Source organism: Pseudomonas sp. GW456-12-10-14-LB2, from assembly GCF_002884345.1.
Classification (GTDB): domain Bacteria; phylum Pseudomonadota; class Gammaproteobacteria; order Pseudomonadales; family Pseudomonadaceae; genus Aquipseudomonas; species Aquipseudomonas paraglycinae.
The window spans coordinates 50,638-67,339 of sequence record NZ_POHV01000029.1 but is presented as its reverse complement, the minus strand read 5'-3'; the positions used below and the strand labels follow the sequence as shown (position 1 = coordinate 67,339).

The window sequence follows — 16,702 nt, the reverse complement described above, 5'->3', positions numbered from 1 at the left end:
TGAATTTCAGGACTGGTCGGACGCGTATTCGTAGTTGTAATAGCTGCCGTTGCCGTAATAGCTGGCCGCACGCTTCTCGACGCCGTTGAACACCGCGCCCTTCAACTCGATACCGTTCTGGGCGAAACGACGGATCGTCATTTCGATTTCCTTGGCCGGGTTCACCCCGAACCGCGCGACGATCAGGCTGATGCCGGCTTCGCGACCGACAATCGCCGCATCGGTCACGGCCAGCAGCGGTGGCGTGTCGATGATCACCACGTCATAGCGCTCGCTGAGTTGCGCCAGCAGTTCGCGGAAATTGGCGTGCATCAACAGCTCGGAAGGGTTCGGTGGAACCTGGCCACGGCTGATGAAGTGCAGGTTGTCGACTTCGACCTTGTTGATTGCCTGTTCGAGGGTGCAGCGCTTGACCAGCAGATCGGACAAACCGTTGGTGATCGGCGTGTTCAGCGTCTTGTGCAGATGCCCCTTGCGCATGTCGGCGTCGATCAGCACCACGCGCTGCCCGCTTTGCGCCATGACCGCTGCGAGGTTGGAAGAGACGAAGGTCTTGCCGACCTGCGGGCTCGGGCCGGAAATCATGATGCGGTTGTTGGTCGAATCCAGTGCGGCGAAGTGCAGGCAGGTGCGCAGGCTGCGGATCGATTCGATGGACAGGTCCGTCGGGTTGCGCAGGGCCAGCAGATACGCCGGCGTGTCCGCCGCGACTTTGGCCCGGACTTTTTTGCTGTCCTCTTCCTGTTGCAGGGCGCTGTAGGGGATCGACGCGTAGACCGGCAAGCCGAGCTGCTCGATGCCTTCCGGCCCTTCCAGGCCCTTGCTCAGGGATTTGCGCAACAGCACCAGCGCCACGCCGACGAAGGCGCCGAGGAAGGTGGCGATCAGCACGATCAGGGCTTTTTTCGGTTTGACCGGGCTGGTCAGGTCGACGTCCGCCGTATCCACCAGGCGCACGTTACCCACAGCACCGGCGCGAACGATGTCCAGCTCCTGGGATTTGTTCAGCAACTGGGTGTAGATCTGCGAGGCGACTTCGACATCGCGGGTCAGGTTGAGCAGTTCCTGCTGCGTGGCTGGCAGGTCCTGAACCTTGCCTTCCAGCGAGCGCTGTTGCTGGGTCAATTCGCCAATCTGGGTCATCAGCGCGCGGTAGGCCGGGTGCTGTTTGGTGAACTTGCGATCCATCTCCGCCTGTTGCAGTTTCAGCTCGGAAATCCGCGTTTCGAGCGCCACGGACTGGCCGAGCACCGATTGGGTTTCCAGCGAGATGTTCACGGTCTTGCCGTGGGTCTGGTAGGCGTTGAGCGCATCGCTGGCCTTGGCCAGATCGCGTTTGACCTGCGGCAACTGGCTTTGCAGGAAGGCCAGGCTCTGCGCCGCTTCGGCCGAAGTGCGGCGCACGTTCTGATCGACGTACAGCGAAGCGATCTTGTTGAGGATCTTCACCGCTTCGGCGGCGTCGCTGCTGGCCAGGGCCAGGCGGATGATGCCCGACTCCTTGCCTTGCTCGGAGATGTCCAGCGCGTCCTGATAACCCTGGATGGTCACGATGCGCGGGTAGCGCACCACTTCGAAACGGGTTCCGGGATTGGCCAACAGTTGCGCGACCTGCCCTTCTACGCCGTCCTGGGCGAAGGCTTCGCCCGCCACGCCTTCTACCAACAGGTTGTCGTTGTCGTCCAACAGCTGAAAGCGATGTTGTTCGCCGGCAATCAGGGTGAGTTTCTTGCCCAGCAGTTCCTTGGGCAGATTGAGCTTCGCAAACTCCAGACGCTCACCGCCCCAGGCGTAGCTGCTCAGGCCGAAACGCGGCGGCGCGACGCTGAGTTCGGTCTCACCGCGATAGCGCCGGGAGAGAAAGCCGCCGATCAGTGGAAAGGTGTTGGGGGTGACGTCGATATCCAGGCGCAGATCGTCGACCGTCTTGCCGATCACTGCGCGGGATTTGATGATGCCGATTTCGGTCACCGACGGCGATTGCCCGCCGAGCATGCTGTTGAGGTCGGAAAAACCGAGCATGTCGTTCTTTTTCGGTTCGACCTGCACCAGCGCGTTGGCCAGATACACCGGCGTGGCCAAAATCGCATAGGCCACACCGGTCATCATGAACGCGCCGGTGAACGCACCGATCAACCACTTCTGATCGATCAGGCTGCCGAAGATGCCGAGAAGATCAATACTGTCTTGATCATTTTCACGGGTGCCGATTACTGACGGTAACTGCATAAGTCTTTCTTACCATTCACTGAACTGAAGAATATTCATCAACGCGCCAGGCGTTGCGCCCATGAGCTAACAGCATCTTCAATCAATGCATGGGCATGAATAAAAGCGGCTTGCCCCTGACGATACGGGTCCTGTATTTCTCGTTCGCTCTGCCACTTGCCCAGCAGAAACACTTTGCCCCTGGCGTGAGAGGCAATCTTCAGTACTTGATTAACATGTTGTTTTTCCATGACCAGAATCAGGTCTGATTCATTGACGATGTCCGCTGTCAGTTGCCGCGCCGTGAACCCTTCGGCACTGTGTCCGCGGTCTTCCAGCACCTGGCGCGCGGTCGACTCCATGCCTTCGCCGACCCGTGCAGACAGGCCTGCGGAGGTCACGCTGATCGCCGAAGGTGTCAGTGCTTTGCGCAACAGAAGTTCCGCTGTCGGACTTCGGCAGATATTGCCTACGCAAACGACAAGAATCTTTTTGAACAAGGTTTACTTTCCCGTGTAATGTCAATCGGCCAACATGCCTTGCACATTCGAATGAACCCGCAAGACCTTCCCTCACTCGGAAATAGATTCACCCTTAATACCGATGCATTAAGTACCACGGCCTCTAAAAGTCCCCCAACCAGAATTACCGGACTAAAAATAACTGTGATTTTCGGGCGAAAGTTTTCCGACAAAAAATAACATTCGTGCACTTCGCGCCCTCTTCGTCATCGAAATACAGGCAACGAGATAACAATTGGCTAGATGTCATTCTCATCAGGAGAGCAGACATGAAATCAGCACATCTCAAACATCTTGGTGCCGCCGCCCTGTTGATGCTCAGTGCTACCGCGCAGGTTCACGCCAGCACGTTGTTCCCGTCACTGCCCGCCAGAACCATCGGCGTTCAGGTCAAGATCCAGAACTTCACCCCGGCCGACGCCGAGCAGATCAAGGCGGCGGGATTCAGTTTCGTGCGCTTCGGCGTGTGGAGCGACAGCCTCGGCGCCAAGGCCTATCAGAAACAGATCAGCGATGCGTTCGCGGCGGCGAGGTCCGCCGGCTTGCCGGTCTTGATGACTGTGCGCGCCACCAAGCCGTTGACCGGCGACCTGACAACCGCCGGTGAAGCGTTCGCCAACGCGGTGAGCGGGCTTGAGCAAGCATGGAGCACGCAATTGGTGGGGATCGAAATCTGGAACGAGCCGGATCTCGACACCTACTGGCCCACCGGAGACTTCAAAAACACCTTCGTGCCGTTCATGACGGCCATGTGCAAGACGCTGCAGGGCAAACCGCAATCGACGCCTCTGGTAGGCTTCGGTTTTGCCCGCCCGCCGACGGCCGGTTCCGCCTCGACCGTGGCACTCAACAGCATTCTCGGCACCTATCCTGAGTGCCTGGACGCCATTTCCTACCACCCCTACGGCATGACCGCGACACAGATCATTAACGCGCAGAACTTCATTCAGCAAAACTTCCGTCTGCCGGGCGTCATCAGTGAATGGGGCATCTCGGCGCTCGCTTCAAACGGTGGGCCGGAAGGGCAAGCCAGTAAAATCTCTGCGTTCATCGCGGATGTTAAAAAACTCAACATTCCGCTGACGTCGATTTATGAATGGAAGAACAGCGAGTCGGGGAGCAACGACCGGGAGAAGAATTTCGGCCTGCTGACCTCCGATGGCCAGCCGAAACCGGCACAGGCGGCGGTCTCGACGCATTTGAACGCCGATTAAGCCGTACAGCGGGTCGGTTGCTTTGAACCTGTGGTTCTTTTTGGCATCGTATTGATCGATAACGCGCCCCGCCTTTCAAACAGCCGTTTTCAGGTTGTTGCCACCGGGGCGCTCGATACGCCGACATGCCCTTGAGTGGCTGTCGGCGCTCGGGTAATGTCACCAGACCCATAGGACAGAGCACGCTCATGACTTCCAAGCTGGAACAACTCAAACAGTTCACCACCGTCGTGGCCGACACCGGCGACTTCGAAGCGATTGCCCGGGTCAAACCGGTCGACGCCACCACCAACCCTTCCCTGCTGCTCAAGGCAGCCGCGATTCCGGCCTACGCCGAACTGCTGAACGCCAGCGTGCGCGACTGCAAGGGCGATGTCGGCCTGGCCAGCGACCGTTTCGGCGTCGCAGTCGGTCAGGAAATCCTCAAGGTCATTCCGGGCCGCATTTCCACCGAAGTGGATGCGCGCCTGTCGTTCGACAAGGACGCGATGCTCAAGCGTGCCCATCGCCTGATCGAACTGTACGACAAGGCCGGCGTCGGCCGTGACCGCGTGCTGATCAAGATCGCCTCGACCTGGGAAGGCATCCGTGCCGCCGAAGTCCTGGAGAAGGAAGGCATCCAGACCAACCTGACCCTGCTGTTCTCCTTCGCTCAGGCCGCTGCCTGCGCCGATGCCGGCGTGTTCCTGATCTCGCCGTTCGTGGGCCGCATCTACGACTGGTACAAGAAGGCCAACGGCAACGACTACACCGGTGCCGACGATCCGGGCGTGCAGTCCGTGACGCGCATCTACAATTACTACAAGGCCAATGACTACAAGACCGTGGTCATGGGCGCGAGCTTCCGCAACCTCAATCAGATCGAGCAATTGGCCGGCTGCGACCGTCTGACCATCAGCCCGGACCTGATCGACAAGCTGGCAGCCGACACCGGTAAGCTGGAACGCAAACTCGCTCCGGGCCATGCCGGCGAAGCGCGCCTGAGCCTCAACGAATCGCAATTCCGCTGGTTGTCCAACGAAGACGCGATGGCCACCGAGAAACTGGCCGAAGGCATCCGTCAGTTTGCCCGTGACCAGGAAAAACTCGAGGCGCTGCTGCAAGCCAAGCTGTAATCGGCCGAGCGCAAATGCAAAAAGGGCGAACCCTCACAGGTTCGCCCTTTTTTGTGCCTCGCGTTCTGGCTGATCAGTGCCGTTCGAGGGCATTCACCAGGTCATGGAAGGCTTCGCGGTTGGAGTCGTTCAGGCCCATGAGGATCTTGTGCGCTTCGAGCACCTTGATCCGCACCACCTCTTCCGACTGATCCTGATCCGGCAGGTCATCGAGGCATTCCGGGCACGGCACGGGATGGTTGACGATATTGAACACCTGCTCGAAACCCATCGACTGCAACAGACGGGTAATGTCCTCGTGGGTGGTGACCACGGTCGGCAGCAGGCCGACCTTCTGCCGCGACAGGATCGACAGCTTGGCCAACAGGCCCAAGGTGGTGCTGTCGATGCTGCGGGTTTCGGTTAAATCGATCACGATCGCGTTGAAATTCAGCGCGGTGAAGATTTTTTCAATAGTCGCATCCAACGCCGAACACAGGGTCAGGCGAACTTCACCGACGAACTTCAGGACGAAGGTGCCATCCTGCTCGGCGAACTGGATTCTACCGGTACTCATCAAAGATTCCTGCTCAACACCAACAGGGCGATATCATCCGGCATCTCCCCTAGCGTGGCCAATCCAAAAACCTGCCGCAGACCATCCAGGCTGCCGCCCGCCGACTTTACCTTTTGCGGTAAAGCGGCTTCTTTCTCTTTGAGTGTGGGCTCTGGCAAAAGATCCAGAATGCCATCAGACATCAGCGTCAGGCTGAACGTCGGTGGCAGTTCGAGCACGTGGTCTTCGTAGGTGGCTTCATTGAAAAGCCCCACGGGCAGACCGCGCCCCTCGAGGTAGCGAACACTGTCAGGCGTGTACAACACAGGCAACGGCAGATGGCCGCCGATGCTATAGGTCAACAAACCGGTCTCCTCGTCGATGACTCCACCGACCATTGTGACGTGTTTACCCAGCTTACAACTGATCAGCCCCCGGTTGATATGACCGAGGACTTCCGAAGGCTTGAATTCCGGCAGCGTGCCGTTGCGCTTGGATTCGAACAACAAGCGCGTGGTCATGAACTTCAACAGCACGGTGACGAACGCCGAAGAGGCGCCATGACCGGACACGTCCGCCAGATAGAACGCCACCCGGCGCTCGTCAACCCGGAAGTAGTCGACAAAATCACCCGACAGGTACAGCGACGGGATGATCTGGTGCGCGAACCTGAATTCGTCGATGGCCCACGGACTTTCCGGCAGCATGTTCATCTGCACCTGGCGACCGGCGTTCTGGTCTTCCTGGAGCAGGTTCAGGCTGGCTTCGAGTTCGCGGTTGGCCTTTTCCAGCTTCTCGCGGTAGCGCTGGTTTTCCAGCAGCAGACGCGCACGATCCAGGGCCCGGCGCACGGAGTGCTCGAGCACGGCCAGATCTTCGAGAGGCTTGATCAGGTAGTCCGCCGCGCCCAGGCGCAGGGCCTCGACCGCGTCGTTCATCACGCCGGCGCCCGAGACCACGATCACCGGAGTCTGCGGTGACCGCTCAGTGACCTGACGGATGAGTTCGAGACCGCCCATCTGCGGCATGCGCAGATCGCAGATGACCAAGTCGGGCGTGTCTTGCTCGAATACCTGAAGACCCTGCTGGCCGTTACTGGCCTGCAAGACGCTGAAACCACTGTCTTCCAAATAGGCCGCGAGGCTCGCGCGCACTACTTCGTCATCATCGATTATCAGCAGCGTGGCACTGGTTTTTGGCATGTGGGCAAACGGCGCCAGAATTAGGTTGGCGTAGCAGGCGGGGCAACGGCCCGGCACAGACTACTGGATTCGCTTTCTAGCCTCTCTGCTGCACCGCTTCGGAGCGTTCGTCCCGCACACGGTTGCACCAGAGGTGCCCTTCTAAGGCGCAGACGGTACTCCCATCCTTCGAGCGTTTCAAGCATGCGCCGATGGTCGCTTGGAGACTTTGTTTGTCAAATCACTCGCAGTTATAAGAACGGCTTCAACCGTAACCCAATCATTGGACGCGCCCACAAAAAAGGCGACCTCGCGGTCGCCCTTTTGTACTGATCAATCGAGATCAGAAATCGTCTTCGACCTGCCCGTCCTTGACCTTGAACTCGCGGTTCTGCAGGTAGGCGTTGCGGATGAAGGTGTACTTGTCGCCGCTGATCAGCTTCTCGCTCGACAGCAGGCTGGCGCGGGTGTCGACGATGTTCAGGCCGAAAATCGAGTTACGCACCGGCACATCGTTGATGTAGCGGTACGGGCCGGTGAAGCTGTCGACGTACTTGGACGGCGCGTCGCGCAGGGTGCTCGGGCCCATCAGCGGCAGCATCACGTAAGGGCCGCTGCCGACGCCCCAATAGCCGAGGGTCTGGCCGAAGTCTTCGTCGCTGCGGTTCAGGCCCATTTTGGTGCCGACATCGAAGAAACCGAGCAGGCCGAAAGTGGTGTTGAAGATCAGGCGAGCGGTGTCGACGCCAGCGGCGGCCGGTTTGGCCTGAAGAATGTTGTTCGCCAGGTTGGTGACATCACCGACGTTGCGGAACATGTTGTGAATGCCGTCTTCCAGGAATTGCGGAGTAACAAATTCGTAGCCCTGCGCCAGAGGCTTCAGCGCATAGGTGTCGACGAAATCGTTGAACTGGAAGATCGGACGGTTGACGCTTTCCCAAGGGTCTTCTTCCGTTGCAGCCTGAGCGGCGAACGGCACCAGCGTCACGCTGGCACATACACAAAGCTGAGCAAGAGGATGGCTCCAGCGCATAGAAAACTCCTTGGATAGTACGGACGCAGCACCTGGGCCGCGGCGATTAGTGCGTCAGTATAAGACGGAAACGGCGCTTTAGGCAGTTCCCCCGGTGAAACCCACTGTAGGACGCTTCGTCATTGGCCTGTCATGCAACTGTCACCGACATTGCCTAGCCTGATCGCTATTTCAGGGACGTTTTCCATGCCTCAAGCCGAAGCCTTGCCCCTCGCGGCACCGACGCTGACCGCCGTGCTGTTCGGACTCAGTGGTTGTCTGGTGGACTTCGGCGCTCGCGCTCGTCATCACACCAGCGTCGGCCCGGAACACGCCGACGTCACACCCGGCGCCCTCGACAGCCTGCGCAGCCTGCAACGCCAGCAAATCCCCTGCGCCTGGCTTGATGAGCTGTCCACGGCCTGCACTCAGGTACTCTCATCGGCGCTACCTGACTGGATCAAACCGTCGCAACATTCGGCAACAATCAATCCGTGGCCGGCGCCCGATGCCTGCTGGCAAGCGTTGATGGGCTTGAATGTCGATCGCCTCGACGGTTGCGTGCTGGTCAGCGGCGAACCGCGCCTGCTGCAATCGGGTCTGAACGCGGGGCTTTGGACCATTGGCCTGGCGTCGTGCGGCTCGCTGTGCGGCCTGGCGCCGGGCGAATGGCAAGCCCTGAGCCAGAAGGAGCGCGAACAGCTGCGCGGCAAGGCGACGGTGCAGCTGTTCGGCCTCGGCGTGCACTCGGTGATCGATCATCTGGGCGAACTCGACACTTGTCTGGCGGACATCAGCCTGCGCCGTCTCAAAGGCGAAAAGCCCTGACCGGGATCATGCAGGTTGGCCAAGAGTGGATTAGTCTTAAGGAGAGACATAGACCTTTGGCGCACGGCTGCGGTCTATGCCAGTGCCTCTCGATAAAAGGAAACAACCATGCCCGCTCAAGAACTGCAGAAACAGCTCAATGCCCTGCGCGAGCAACTGGATCAAAATCCTCCGCTGACCGAAGCCGAGCGCGCTGATCTACATGCCCTGATGGAACAGATCGAACTGGAACTTGAACTGGAAACCAAAACCAAGGACTCCAACATTGCCGATGGCGTAAACCTTGCCGTTGAGCGCTTTGAAGTTGATCACCCCACCATCGCCGGCACACTGCGCAACATCATGAATTCCCTGGTCAGCATGGGCATCTGAAACCCGCGAATGCAAAAAAGCCCTGCCATCACTGGCAGGGCTTTTTCATGTCCGCGATGCGGGTTACTGACGAACCAGACGATGGTTCGGCAGTTGCACGCTTTCAGTGCTGCGATAAGGGTTGATGTCCAGCCCGCCCCGGCGCACATAACGCGCGAACACCGTGAGTTTTTCCGGTTTCAAAAGGCGCTGCAGGTCGAGGAAGATCCGCTCCACGCACTGCTCGTGGAAGTCCGAGTGCTGACGGAAGCTGACGATGTACTCCAGCAGGCTGGCGTGATCCAGCGCCGCGCCACGGTATTCCACCACCACGCTGCCCCAGTCGGGCTGACTGGTCACCGGGCAGTTGGATTTGAGCAGATGGCTGTGCACGCTCTCCTCCACCACCCGCGAATCGTCGCAGCGCAGCAGTTCAGGACGCGGGTGTTCGTAGTTGCTGACGCTGATATCCAGATCGTCGATGCACACGCCCGGCAGCGCGACAACGCCTTCGGCTTCGACGTCTTTCAGGCTGCGAACCCGCACGCCCACCGGTTTGCCGGCAGCAGCGGACAAGTCCTTGACCAGCGTCGCTTCAAGGCTCGCGATGTCGGCGAAAGGCGTCTGGTTCAGCGAGTTCAGGTAGAGCTTGAACGACTTGGATTCAATGATGTTCGGCGAATCCGCCGGAATGCTGAATTCACCGATCGCCACCACCGGTTTGCCCGACGGCAGCAGCCACGACAGTTCGAAGCAGTTCCAGAAATCCACGCCTTTATACGGCAGGGTTTCGGCGGTCAGGCCCAGCTCGGCCCATTTCGCGGTGCGCGGGATCGGGAACAGCAGGGACGGCGTGTACGTGGCGATGTATTCGCTGGATTTGCCCAGCGGCGAATGTTCGGCTGCGGGATGCATGGCGGAAACCTGACTGAAGAATCAGCGGATTCTACCAGCCTTTGCTCCCGCCTTTGAGTGCTTACTGACTGACTGTCAGTTTGCCGACCATTCCGGCCTGGTAATGCCCGGGAATGTTGCAGGCAAATTCCAGGTTTACCGCTTTGCTGAAGGTCCAGGTCAACTCGGCGGTCTTGCCCGGCTCCACCAGCACGCTGTTGGGGTCGTCATGCTTCATGCCGTGGCCCATCGAGCTGTGATCCATGCCCGCCATGTCGTGGGACATTTCCTTCATGCCGGTCGGCGTGAGCATGCCGCTTTGCTGCATCTGTAACATTTCCTGCTGATGTTTTGCATGCATCGCCGCGTCGCCGAGGTTGAATTCGTGCAGCAACTGGCCTTTATTCACCAGCACGAAACGAACGGTCTCACCGGCCTTGATCTCGATCGCCTTCGGATCAAAGCTCATGTCGCCCATCACCACTTCGATGCTGCGGGTGGCCTTGGCCGCCGGAGCCGGCTGGCCGAAGTCATAGGTGTGCGCCGGCGATGCCCACAGCGGCGAACTGAGCGCCAGCAGACACGCGGCAAGGGCCAGACGATTGCGCAAAAACATAGTCGTACTCCAACAAATCAAGGTTCAGCCTGTGGGAAACTCTAGCCCGCCTGCGCTGGCAGCGACCTGACAGGGAGATTACAACTTTGTCAGGTTGGCGCGCACCGCGTGAGCCCACGGTATAACGTCCTCGTTCCCGCAACCCGAGTCGCCAATGAAACTGCTCATCGTCGAAGACCAACCCAAAACCGGCCAGTACCTGCGCCAGGGCCTGACCGAGGCCGGTTTCAACACCGAACTGGTGGCCGACGGCACCACCGGCCAGCAATTGGCGTTGAGCGGCGACTATGCGCTGCTGATCCTCGACGTGATGCTGCCCGGTCGCAATGGCTGGCAGATTCTGCAAGCGGTGCGCAGCGCCGGTCTGGAAACGCCGATCCTGTTTTTGACCGCCAAGGACACCGTTGAAGACCGGGTTCACGGCCTCGAACTGGGCGCCGACGACTACCTGGTCAAACCGTTCGCCTTCTCCGAATTGCTGGCGCGGGTGCGCAGCCTGTTGCGCCGCGGCAGTTCCACGCCCCAGGAAACCAGTCTGCGCCTGGCCGATCTGAGCCTGGACCTGATCCGCCGCCGGGTCGAACGCAGCGGTCAACGCATCGACCTCACCGCCAAAGAGTTCGCTCTGCTGGAAATGCTTTTGCGCCGCCAGGGCGAAGTGCTGCCCAAATCGCTGATCGCCTCGCAGGTCTGGGACATGAACTTCGACAGCGACACCAATGTGATCGAAGTGGCGATTCGTCGACTGCGTCTGAAGATTGATGACGACTTCCCCCACAAGCTGATTCACACCGTACGCGGCATGGGTTACGTCCTTGAAGAGCGTGCCGACTGATGCGCCGACTGTCCTTGAGCGGTCGGCTGGCGCTTTTGTTCGCCGGCTGCACCGCCGTGGTTTCGCTGGTCGCCGGGGTCGTTTTCAATCGGGCCAGCGAGGGTCACTTCATCGAGCTCGACCAGCAACTGCTCGAAGGAAAACTGCTCAGCGTACGTCAGACACTGCTGAGTGGTAGCGACGCCGCGCACATCACCGATGAGTTGAGCCAACAGGGCGATGTCTCGCTGCGCATCAGCAGCCCTGAGGGACAACGCTGGTTCGGCCGTTCGTTGCATACGCCGGCGAATCTGCCGCAGCAACCCGGTCTGGCCACCATCAGCGACAACGGCACCGACTATCGCCTGCTCAACGCCGCGCTTGAACCGGAAAAACCGGATTCCCCGCAATTGACCTTGCTGCTGGACATCACCCACCACCAGCACTTCCTGCAACGCATGCAGCATCTGATCTGGCTGACCGTCGGCCTGTCGGCGCTGGCCACCGCGCTGCTCGGCGCCTGGGCGGCCCGCAGTGGTCTTCGCCCGTTACGCCGCATGAGTGCGGTGGCCCGTGGGATTTCGGCGCAATCGCTGAATGCCCGACTGCCGGAAGCGCGGATGCCCGCAGAACTCGCGGAACTGGCCCACAGCTTCAACGCCATGCTCGGACGCCTCGATGACTCCTTTCAGCGACTGTCAGCGTTCTCCGCCGACATCGCCCATGAGCTGCGCACCCCATTGTCGAACCTGCTGACCCACACGCAGGTCACTCTCACCCGCCCTCGCCCCCTCGAAGACTATCGCGAAGCGCTGCACAGCAACCTCGAAGAGCTGCAATGGATGGCGCAACTGGTCAACGACATGCTTTATCTGGCCAAGGCCGACCACGGCTTGCTGGTACCCAAGCGTGAACCGCTGGAGCTGGCGGAAGAAGCCGATGCGTTGCTGGAGTTTTTTGCGCCGCTGGCCGAAGACGCTCAGGTCAGCCTGAGCCGTGACGGTTATGGGCGGTTTGCGGGTGATCGCGCGATGTTGCGCCGGGCGCTGTCGAACCTGCTGGATAACGCGTTGCGCTTTACCCCTGCTAACGGCGAAGTACGCGTGCGGGTAGCCGAGCAGGCGAAATCCTTGAGCGTGACGGTGGAGAACAGTGGCGAAGGGATTTCTGCTGAGTTGCTGCCGCGCTTGTTCGACCGCTTCTACCGGGCGGATCCGGCGCGCCAGGAAGGCAGCAGCGAGCATGCGGGATTGGGGCTGGCGATTACTCAGTCGATCATCCGGGCCCATGGCGGGCAGATTCATTGCGAATCGGCTCAGGGCTGGACGCGGTTTGTGATTGAGTTGCCTCGAAGCTGATCGTTCCCACGCTCTGCGTGGGAATGCAGCCCGGGGCGCTCTGCGCCCCTTAAGAGCCGAACGCGGAGCGTCCGTTGATGCATTCCCACGCGGAGCGTGGGAACGAGCATCGCGTGAACTTACGAATAGCGCAACGCGTGCGCCGGTTCGATCTTCGCCGCTCGCCAGGCCGGGTAAACGGTGGCCAGGAAGCTGAGGATGAAGCCCGCCGAGCAGATCAACAGCACGTCGCCGCCCTGCAATTCCGATGGCAGGTTGCTGACGAAATAAACGTCCGAACTGAAGATGTGCTGCCCGGTCACTCGCTCGACCCAGCCCACCATCTCACTGACATTCAGCGCAGCAATCACGCCCAGCACGCCACCGATGATGGTGCCGACGATGCCGATCACCGTGCCCTGCACCATGAAGATCGCCATGATCTGCCGTGGTGTGGCGCCGATAGTGCGCAGGATCGCGATGTCCGCGCCCTTGTCGTTTACCACCATGATCAGGGTCGCGATGATGTTGAACGCCGCCACCGCGACGATCATCAGCAGCAACAGGCCGATCATGGTTTTTTCCATCTTCATCGCGCTGAACAGGCTGCCCTGGGTGTGGGTCCAGTCGTCAGCCTTGAAGTCGGCGCCGAGGCCGCTGGCGATGTCCGACGAAACCTTCGGCGCGGCGTACAGATCCTTCACCGCCAGACGCACGCTCTGCACCTGATTCGGCTCCCAGTGCTGCATGGTCGCGGCGTCGGAGACGTGGATCAGGCCCATGGAACCGTCGAGTTCGGCACCGACCTTGAACACGCCGACCACGTTCAGGCGCTGCATGCGCGGGGTGATGCCGCCCGGTGCGGTGCTGACTTCCGGCACGATCAGGGTAATCTTGTCGCCGACGTTGAGGCGGAAACGCCGGGCAGTGATTTCACCCAGCACTACGCCGAATTCACCAGGCTTCAAGGCATCGAGACGGCCCTGAACAATGTGCTGGGCAACGATCGACACCTTGCCTTCCTGAGCCGGGTCGACGCCGCTGATCTGGATCGGCTGCATCATGCCCTTGTAGGACAGCATGCCTTCCATCTCGGTGAACGGCACGGCGGCGGTCACTTCCGGGTTCTTCATCGCAGCGGCGGCCACTGGCTGCCAGTCGTCGATCGGCTTGACGCCGACGATGGTCGCGTGAGGCACCATGCCGAGGATGCGCGAGCTCATTTCGCGCTGGAAGCCGTTCATCACCGACAGCACCACGATCATCGCCAGCACGCCGAGGGCGAGGCCGATCATCGAGGTCATCGATATGAACGAAACAAAGCGATTGCGGCGCTTGGCGCGGGTATAGCGCGTGCCGATAAAGATCGATAACGGTCTGAACATTCGCTGGGGCACCGTATAAAAATAAAAGACCCGATGCCTTTTCAGGCACCGGGTTTCAAGCCGTCAGATGGGGGTCAGGCAACCTTCCTGCAATTGCAGGACGCGGTCCATCTGGCGAGCCAGGTTCATGTCGTGAGTCACCACCAGAAACGCCGTGCGCATCGAAGTGCTGAGTTCCAGCATCAGATCCTGAATGCCTTCGGCGGTGTGGGAGTCGAGGTTGCCGGTCGGCTCGTCGAGCATCACCAGCCCTGGATTGTTCACCAGCGCACGGGCGATGGCCACGCGCTGACGTTCGCCACCGGACAGTTCCGCCGGCTTGTGTTCCAGGCGATGGCCCAGCCCCACTCGCTCCAGCAACGCCGTGGCACGCTGACGCGCTTCCGGGATCGCGGTCTTGCCGATCAGCAGAGGCATGCAGACGTTTTCCAGAGCGGTGAATTCCGGCAGCAGGTGATGGAACTGGTACACGAACCCGAGGGCGCGGTTACGCAGCAGGCCACGCTTCTTCTCGCTCAGCGCCGAGAGTTCTTCACCGTCGAGCCAGACACTGCCCTTGGTCGGCGTGTCGAGACCGCCCAACAGGTTGAGCAAGGTACTTTTGCCCGAACCGGATTTGCCGACGATCGCCACCCGCTCGCCTGGATGCAGTTCCAGTTGCAGGTTGGCCAGCACTTCCACCGACTCCGGGCCTTCCTCGTAGGATTTGCCCAGGTTGCGGCAGCTCAAGATTGCTTTTTCACTCATGCCCGACTCACTCATAACGTAGCGCCTCCGCCGGCTGGGTGCGCGCGGCACGCCAGGCTGGATACAGGGTGGCGAGGAAACTCAGGACCAACGCAGCGGCGCAGACCATGACCACGTCCTGGCTCTGCACCTGCGACGGCAGGTAATCGATGAAATACACGTCGGCGTTGAGGAATTTGTGTCCGATCACGCCTTCGAGGGCCGAAATCGCGGCGCTGACGTTGAGCGCGGCGAAGATCCCGACCACGGCGCCGATGGCCGTGCCGACCACGCCGATCACCGTGCCCTGCACCATGAACGTGCGCATGATCGTGCCCGGCGTGGCGCCCAGTGTGCGCAGAATGGCGATGTCGCCCTTCTTGTCGTTCACCACCATCACCAGCGTGGAAATGATGTTGAACGCGGCAACGGCGACGATCAGCAGCAACAACAGGCCAATCATGGCTTTTTCCATGCGGATCGCCTGATACAGATTGCCGTGGGTACGGGTCCAGTCGCGGGCGTAGTAACGGTCTTCGCCGAGGCGTTGAGCGATGTTCCACGCCTCACGCGGCGCCTGGAACAGATCGTCGAACTTCAGGCGCAGGCCCTGTACCTGATCAGGCTTCCAGCGGTGCATCTTCGCCAGATCCTGCAGGTTGGTGACGCCCAGGTAACCGTCGAGTTCACCGGCGCCGACATGGAAGATGCCGACCACGGTGAAGCGTTTCATGCGCGGGAACATCCCGGCCGGGGTCACGCTGACCTCCGGCGCGACGAAGGTGATCTTGTCACCGAGGCCCACGCCGAGCTTGGTCGCGGCCTTGTCGCCGATCACGATGCCGAAGCTGCCCGGCGTCAGATCGTCGAGTTTGCCCTGCTTCATGAAGTTGTCGATGATCGAGACGTTGCGTTCCAGCGCCGGATCGATGGCATTGAGCAACACCTTGGACACCTGGCCGTTGTTGGTCAGCAATCCCTGCATCTGGGTAAACGGCGCAACGGCCGCCACCTGCGGGTTCTGCTTGACCTTGGCGGCCAGGCTCGGCCAGTCGTTGATGGCTTCACCGGACTCGATGGTCGCGTGGGGCACCATGCCCAGCACGCGGGTGCGCATCTCATGATCGAAGCCGTTCATCACCGACAGCACCACGATCATCACGACCACGCCAAGGGCGAGCCCGATCATCGAAGTCAGGGAAATGAATGACACAAAATGATTGCGACGCTTTGCACGGGTATAACGCGTGCCGATAAATACGAAGAGAGGTCTGAACATGTCGGGGCTTGTTCGGAGGGAAAAGGAACGTCCTTGTGGCGGGGGTCGATAACCAGCTTTACACTCAGACCACCGCCGCTACCATGGGTTCGCCATGTCGACATTAGATGAAGAAGATCGCCGCGAATACTACCGTATCGAGGACACGATCGCACTGGAAATTCGGCCCCTGTCCGCTCCCGAAGCCGCAGGCCAGGAAGTGTTGCAGGATGCTTCTCCACTGTTCAACCTGCTCAGCGAATTGCACCTGAGCGAATTCGAGTCGCAGCACCTGCTGCGCCAGATCAGCGAACGCGACCGCGCCATCGCGGCGTTCCTGAAATCCCAGAACAAACGCATCGACCTGCTCAGCCAGGTGGTCGCCCTGACCGTGCTCGGCCATATCGGCGAGCCGCAACCGGTGATCATTTCCGAGGGCGGCATCGACTTCCAGCACCCGACCCCGATCGCCACCGGCGCCCACCTGTCGGTGAAACTGGTGCTGATGCCCCAGGCGCTTGGCCTGTTGCTGCGCGCACGCGTCACCCATTGCGACCGCAAGGGCGACGGCTACGACGTCGGCACCGAGTTCGAACACCTGACCGACGCCCAGCGCCAGTTGCTCGCCCGCTATATCTTGCAGAAGCAGGCCCAGGAACGACGTCTGGCCCGCGAACAGAACGAATCAGGCATCTAAATTAAGGAAG

17 protein-coding genes are annotated in these 16,702 nt (G+C 60.3%); 7 read left to right on the top strand and 10 right to left on the bottom strand.

Features of this window, described 5'->3' with window-relative positions; genetic code table 11:
* Positions 1 to 6 precede the first annotated feature (6 nt).
* Together C1X29_RS19900 and C1X29_RS19895 are read right to left on the bottom strand one after the other, a co-directional pair.
* A complete protein-coding gene (locus C1X29_RS19900; protein WP_102718176.1) occupies positions 7 to 2,229 on the bottom strand; it encodes a polysaccharide biosynthesis tyrosine autokinase in 2,223 nt (740 codons plus the stop codon).
* Between the two features lie 38 nt (positions 2,230 to 2,267).
* Positions 2,268 to 2,708, bottom strand: coding sequence for a low molecular weight protein-tyrosine-phosphatase (locus C1X29_RS19895; protein ID WP_102718175.1), 441 nt, complete (start codon positions 2,706 to 2,708; stop codon positions 2,268 to 2,270).
* A gap of 290 nt (positions 2,709 to 2,998) precedes the next feature.
* On the opposite strand from C1X29_RS19895, the gene C1X29_RS19890 reads away from it, so the two are divergent.
* Together C1X29_RS19890 and tal are read left to right on the top strand one after the other, a co-directional pair.
* Entirely contained in the window at positions 2,999 to 3,943 is a 945-nt protein-coding gene (locus tag C1X29_RS19890) for a glycosyl hydrolase family 5 (protein ID WP_102718174.1), read from the top strand.
* 188 nt (positions 3,944 to 4,131) lie between these two features.
* Positions 4,132 to 5,058 carry a transaldolase gene (gene tal / locus C1X29_RS19885; protein ID WP_102688112.1) on the top strand — a complete coding sequence of 309 codons (927 nt, stop codon included), beginning with the start codon at positions 4,132 to 4,134 and terminating at the stop codon, positions 5,056 to 5,058.
* Positions 5,059 to 5,131: 73 nt separating this feature from the next.
* On the opposite strand, the gene rssC is transcribed toward tal, so the two are convergent.
* From rssC to C1X29_RS19870, 3 genes are all read right to left on the bottom strand, one after another.
* A complete protein-coding gene (gene rssC, locus C1X29_RS19880) occupies positions 5,132 to 5,614 on the bottom strand; it encodes an anti-sigma factor antagonist RssC (RefSeq protein WP_003226553.1) in 483 nt (160 codons plus the stop codon).
* Positions 5,614 to 6,795, bottom strand: coding sequence for a two-component system response regulator RssB (gene rssB, locus C1X29_RS19875; RefSeq protein ID WP_041475374.1), 1,182 nt, complete (start codon positions 6,793 to 6,795; stop codon positions 5,614 to 5,616). The genes rssC and rssB overlap by 1 nt, the downstream gene beginning before the upstream one ends.
* Before the next feature lie 322 nt (positions 6,796 to 7,117).
* Positions 7,118 to 7,807 (bottom strand): VacJ family lipoprotein, encoded by a 690-nt coding sequence (locus C1X29_RS19870; RefSeq protein ID WP_085748352.1) that lies wholly within the window; start codon positions 7,805 to 7,807, stop codon positions 7,118 to 7,120.
* A gap of 186 nt (positions 7,808 to 7,993) precedes the next feature.
* Between C1X29_RS19870 and C1X29_RS19865 the strand changes: the two genes are divergently transcribed.
* Both C1X29_RS19865 and C1X29_RS19860 read left to right on the top strand, forming a co-directional pair.
* Positions 7,994 to 8,614 carry a phosphatase gene (locus tag C1X29_RS19865; protein WP_102718173.1) on the top strand — a complete coding sequence of 207 codons (621 nt, stop codon included), beginning with the start codon at positions 7,994 to 7,996 and terminating at the stop codon, positions 8,612 to 8,614.
* Positions 8,615 to 8,722: 108 nt separating this feature from the next.
* A complete protein-coding gene (locus tag C1X29_RS19860; protein WP_039772780.1) occupies positions 8,723 to 8,986 on the top strand; it encodes a DUF4404 family protein in 264 nt (87 codons plus the stop codon).
* Between the two features lie 63 nt (positions 8,987 to 9,049).
* Here the strand turns inward: C1X29_RS19860 and queF are convergent, their stop codons facing one another.
* Together queF and C1X29_RS19850 are read right to left on the bottom strand one after the other, a co-directional pair.
* Positions 9,050 to 9,880, bottom strand: coding sequence for an NADPH-dependent 7-cyano-7-deazaguanine reductase QueF (gene queF, locus C1X29_RS19855; RefSeq protein WP_085608218.1), 831 nt, complete (start codon positions 9,878 to 9,880; stop codon positions 9,050 to 9,052).
* 61 nt (positions 9,881 to 9,941) lie between these two features.
* Positions 9,942 to 10,475: a plastocyanin/azurin family copper-binding protein gene (locus tag C1X29_RS19850; protein WP_102688110.1), complete on the bottom strand. Its 534-nt coding sequence runs from the start codon at positions 10,473 to 10,475 to the stop codon at positions 9,942 to 9,944.
* Between the two features lie 154 nt (positions 10,476 to 10,629).
* On the opposite strand from C1X29_RS19850, the gene C1X29_RS19845 reads away from it, so the two are divergent.
* Positions 10,630 to 11,310, top strand: coding sequence for a heavy metal response regulator transcription factor (locus C1X29_RS19845; protein ID WP_007951608.1), 681 nt, complete (start codon positions 10,630 to 10,632; stop codon positions 11,308 to 11,310).
* Positions 11,310 to 12,647: a heavy metal sensor histidine kinase gene (locus tag C1X29_RS19840; RefSeq protein WP_102688109.1), complete on the top strand. Its 1,338-nt coding sequence runs from the start codon at positions 11,310 to 11,312 to the stop codon at positions 12,645 to 12,647. Before C1X29_RS19845 ends, C1X29_RS19840 begins: the two co-directional genes overlap by 1 nt.
* A gap of 119 nt (positions 12,648 to 12,766) precedes the next feature.
* On the opposite strand, the gene C1X29_RS19835 is transcribed toward C1X29_RS19840, so the two are convergent.
* The 3 genes from C1X29_RS19835 to C1X29_RS19825 all read right to left on the bottom strand — a co-directional run bounded on the left by C1X29_RS19835 (position 12,767) and on the right by C1X29_RS19825 (position 16,016).
* Entirely contained in the window at positions 12,767 to 14,011 is a 1,245-nt protein-coding gene (locus C1X29_RS19835) for a lipoprotein-releasing ABC transporter permease subunit (protein ID WP_011335181.1), read from the bottom strand.
* Between the two features lie 63 nt (positions 14,012 to 14,074).
* Entirely contained in the window at positions 14,075 to 14,758 is a 684-nt protein-coding gene (gene lolD, locus C1X29_RS19830; RefSeq protein WP_167443782.1) for a lipoprotein-releasing ABC transporter ATP-binding protein LolD, read from the bottom strand.
* Positions 14,759 to 14,765: 7 nt separating this feature from the next.
* Complete coding sequence (locus tag C1X29_RS19825; RefSeq protein ID WP_039772786.1) at positions 14,766 to 16,016, bottom strand: lipoprotein-releasing ABC transporter permease subunit; 1,251 nt, start codon at positions 16,014 to 16,016, stop codon at positions 14,766 to 14,768.
* Between the two features lie 94 nt (positions 16,017 to 16,110).
* Between C1X29_RS19825 and C1X29_RS19820 the strand changes: the two genes are divergently transcribed.
* Positions 16,111 to 16,692 carry a PilZ domain-containing protein gene (locus C1X29_RS19820; RefSeq protein WP_039772787.1) on the top strand — a complete coding sequence of 194 codons (582 nt, stop codon included), beginning with the start codon at positions 16,111 to 16,113 and terminating at the stop codon, positions 16,690 to 16,692.
* Positions 16,693 to 16,702: the final 10 nt, after the last annotated feature.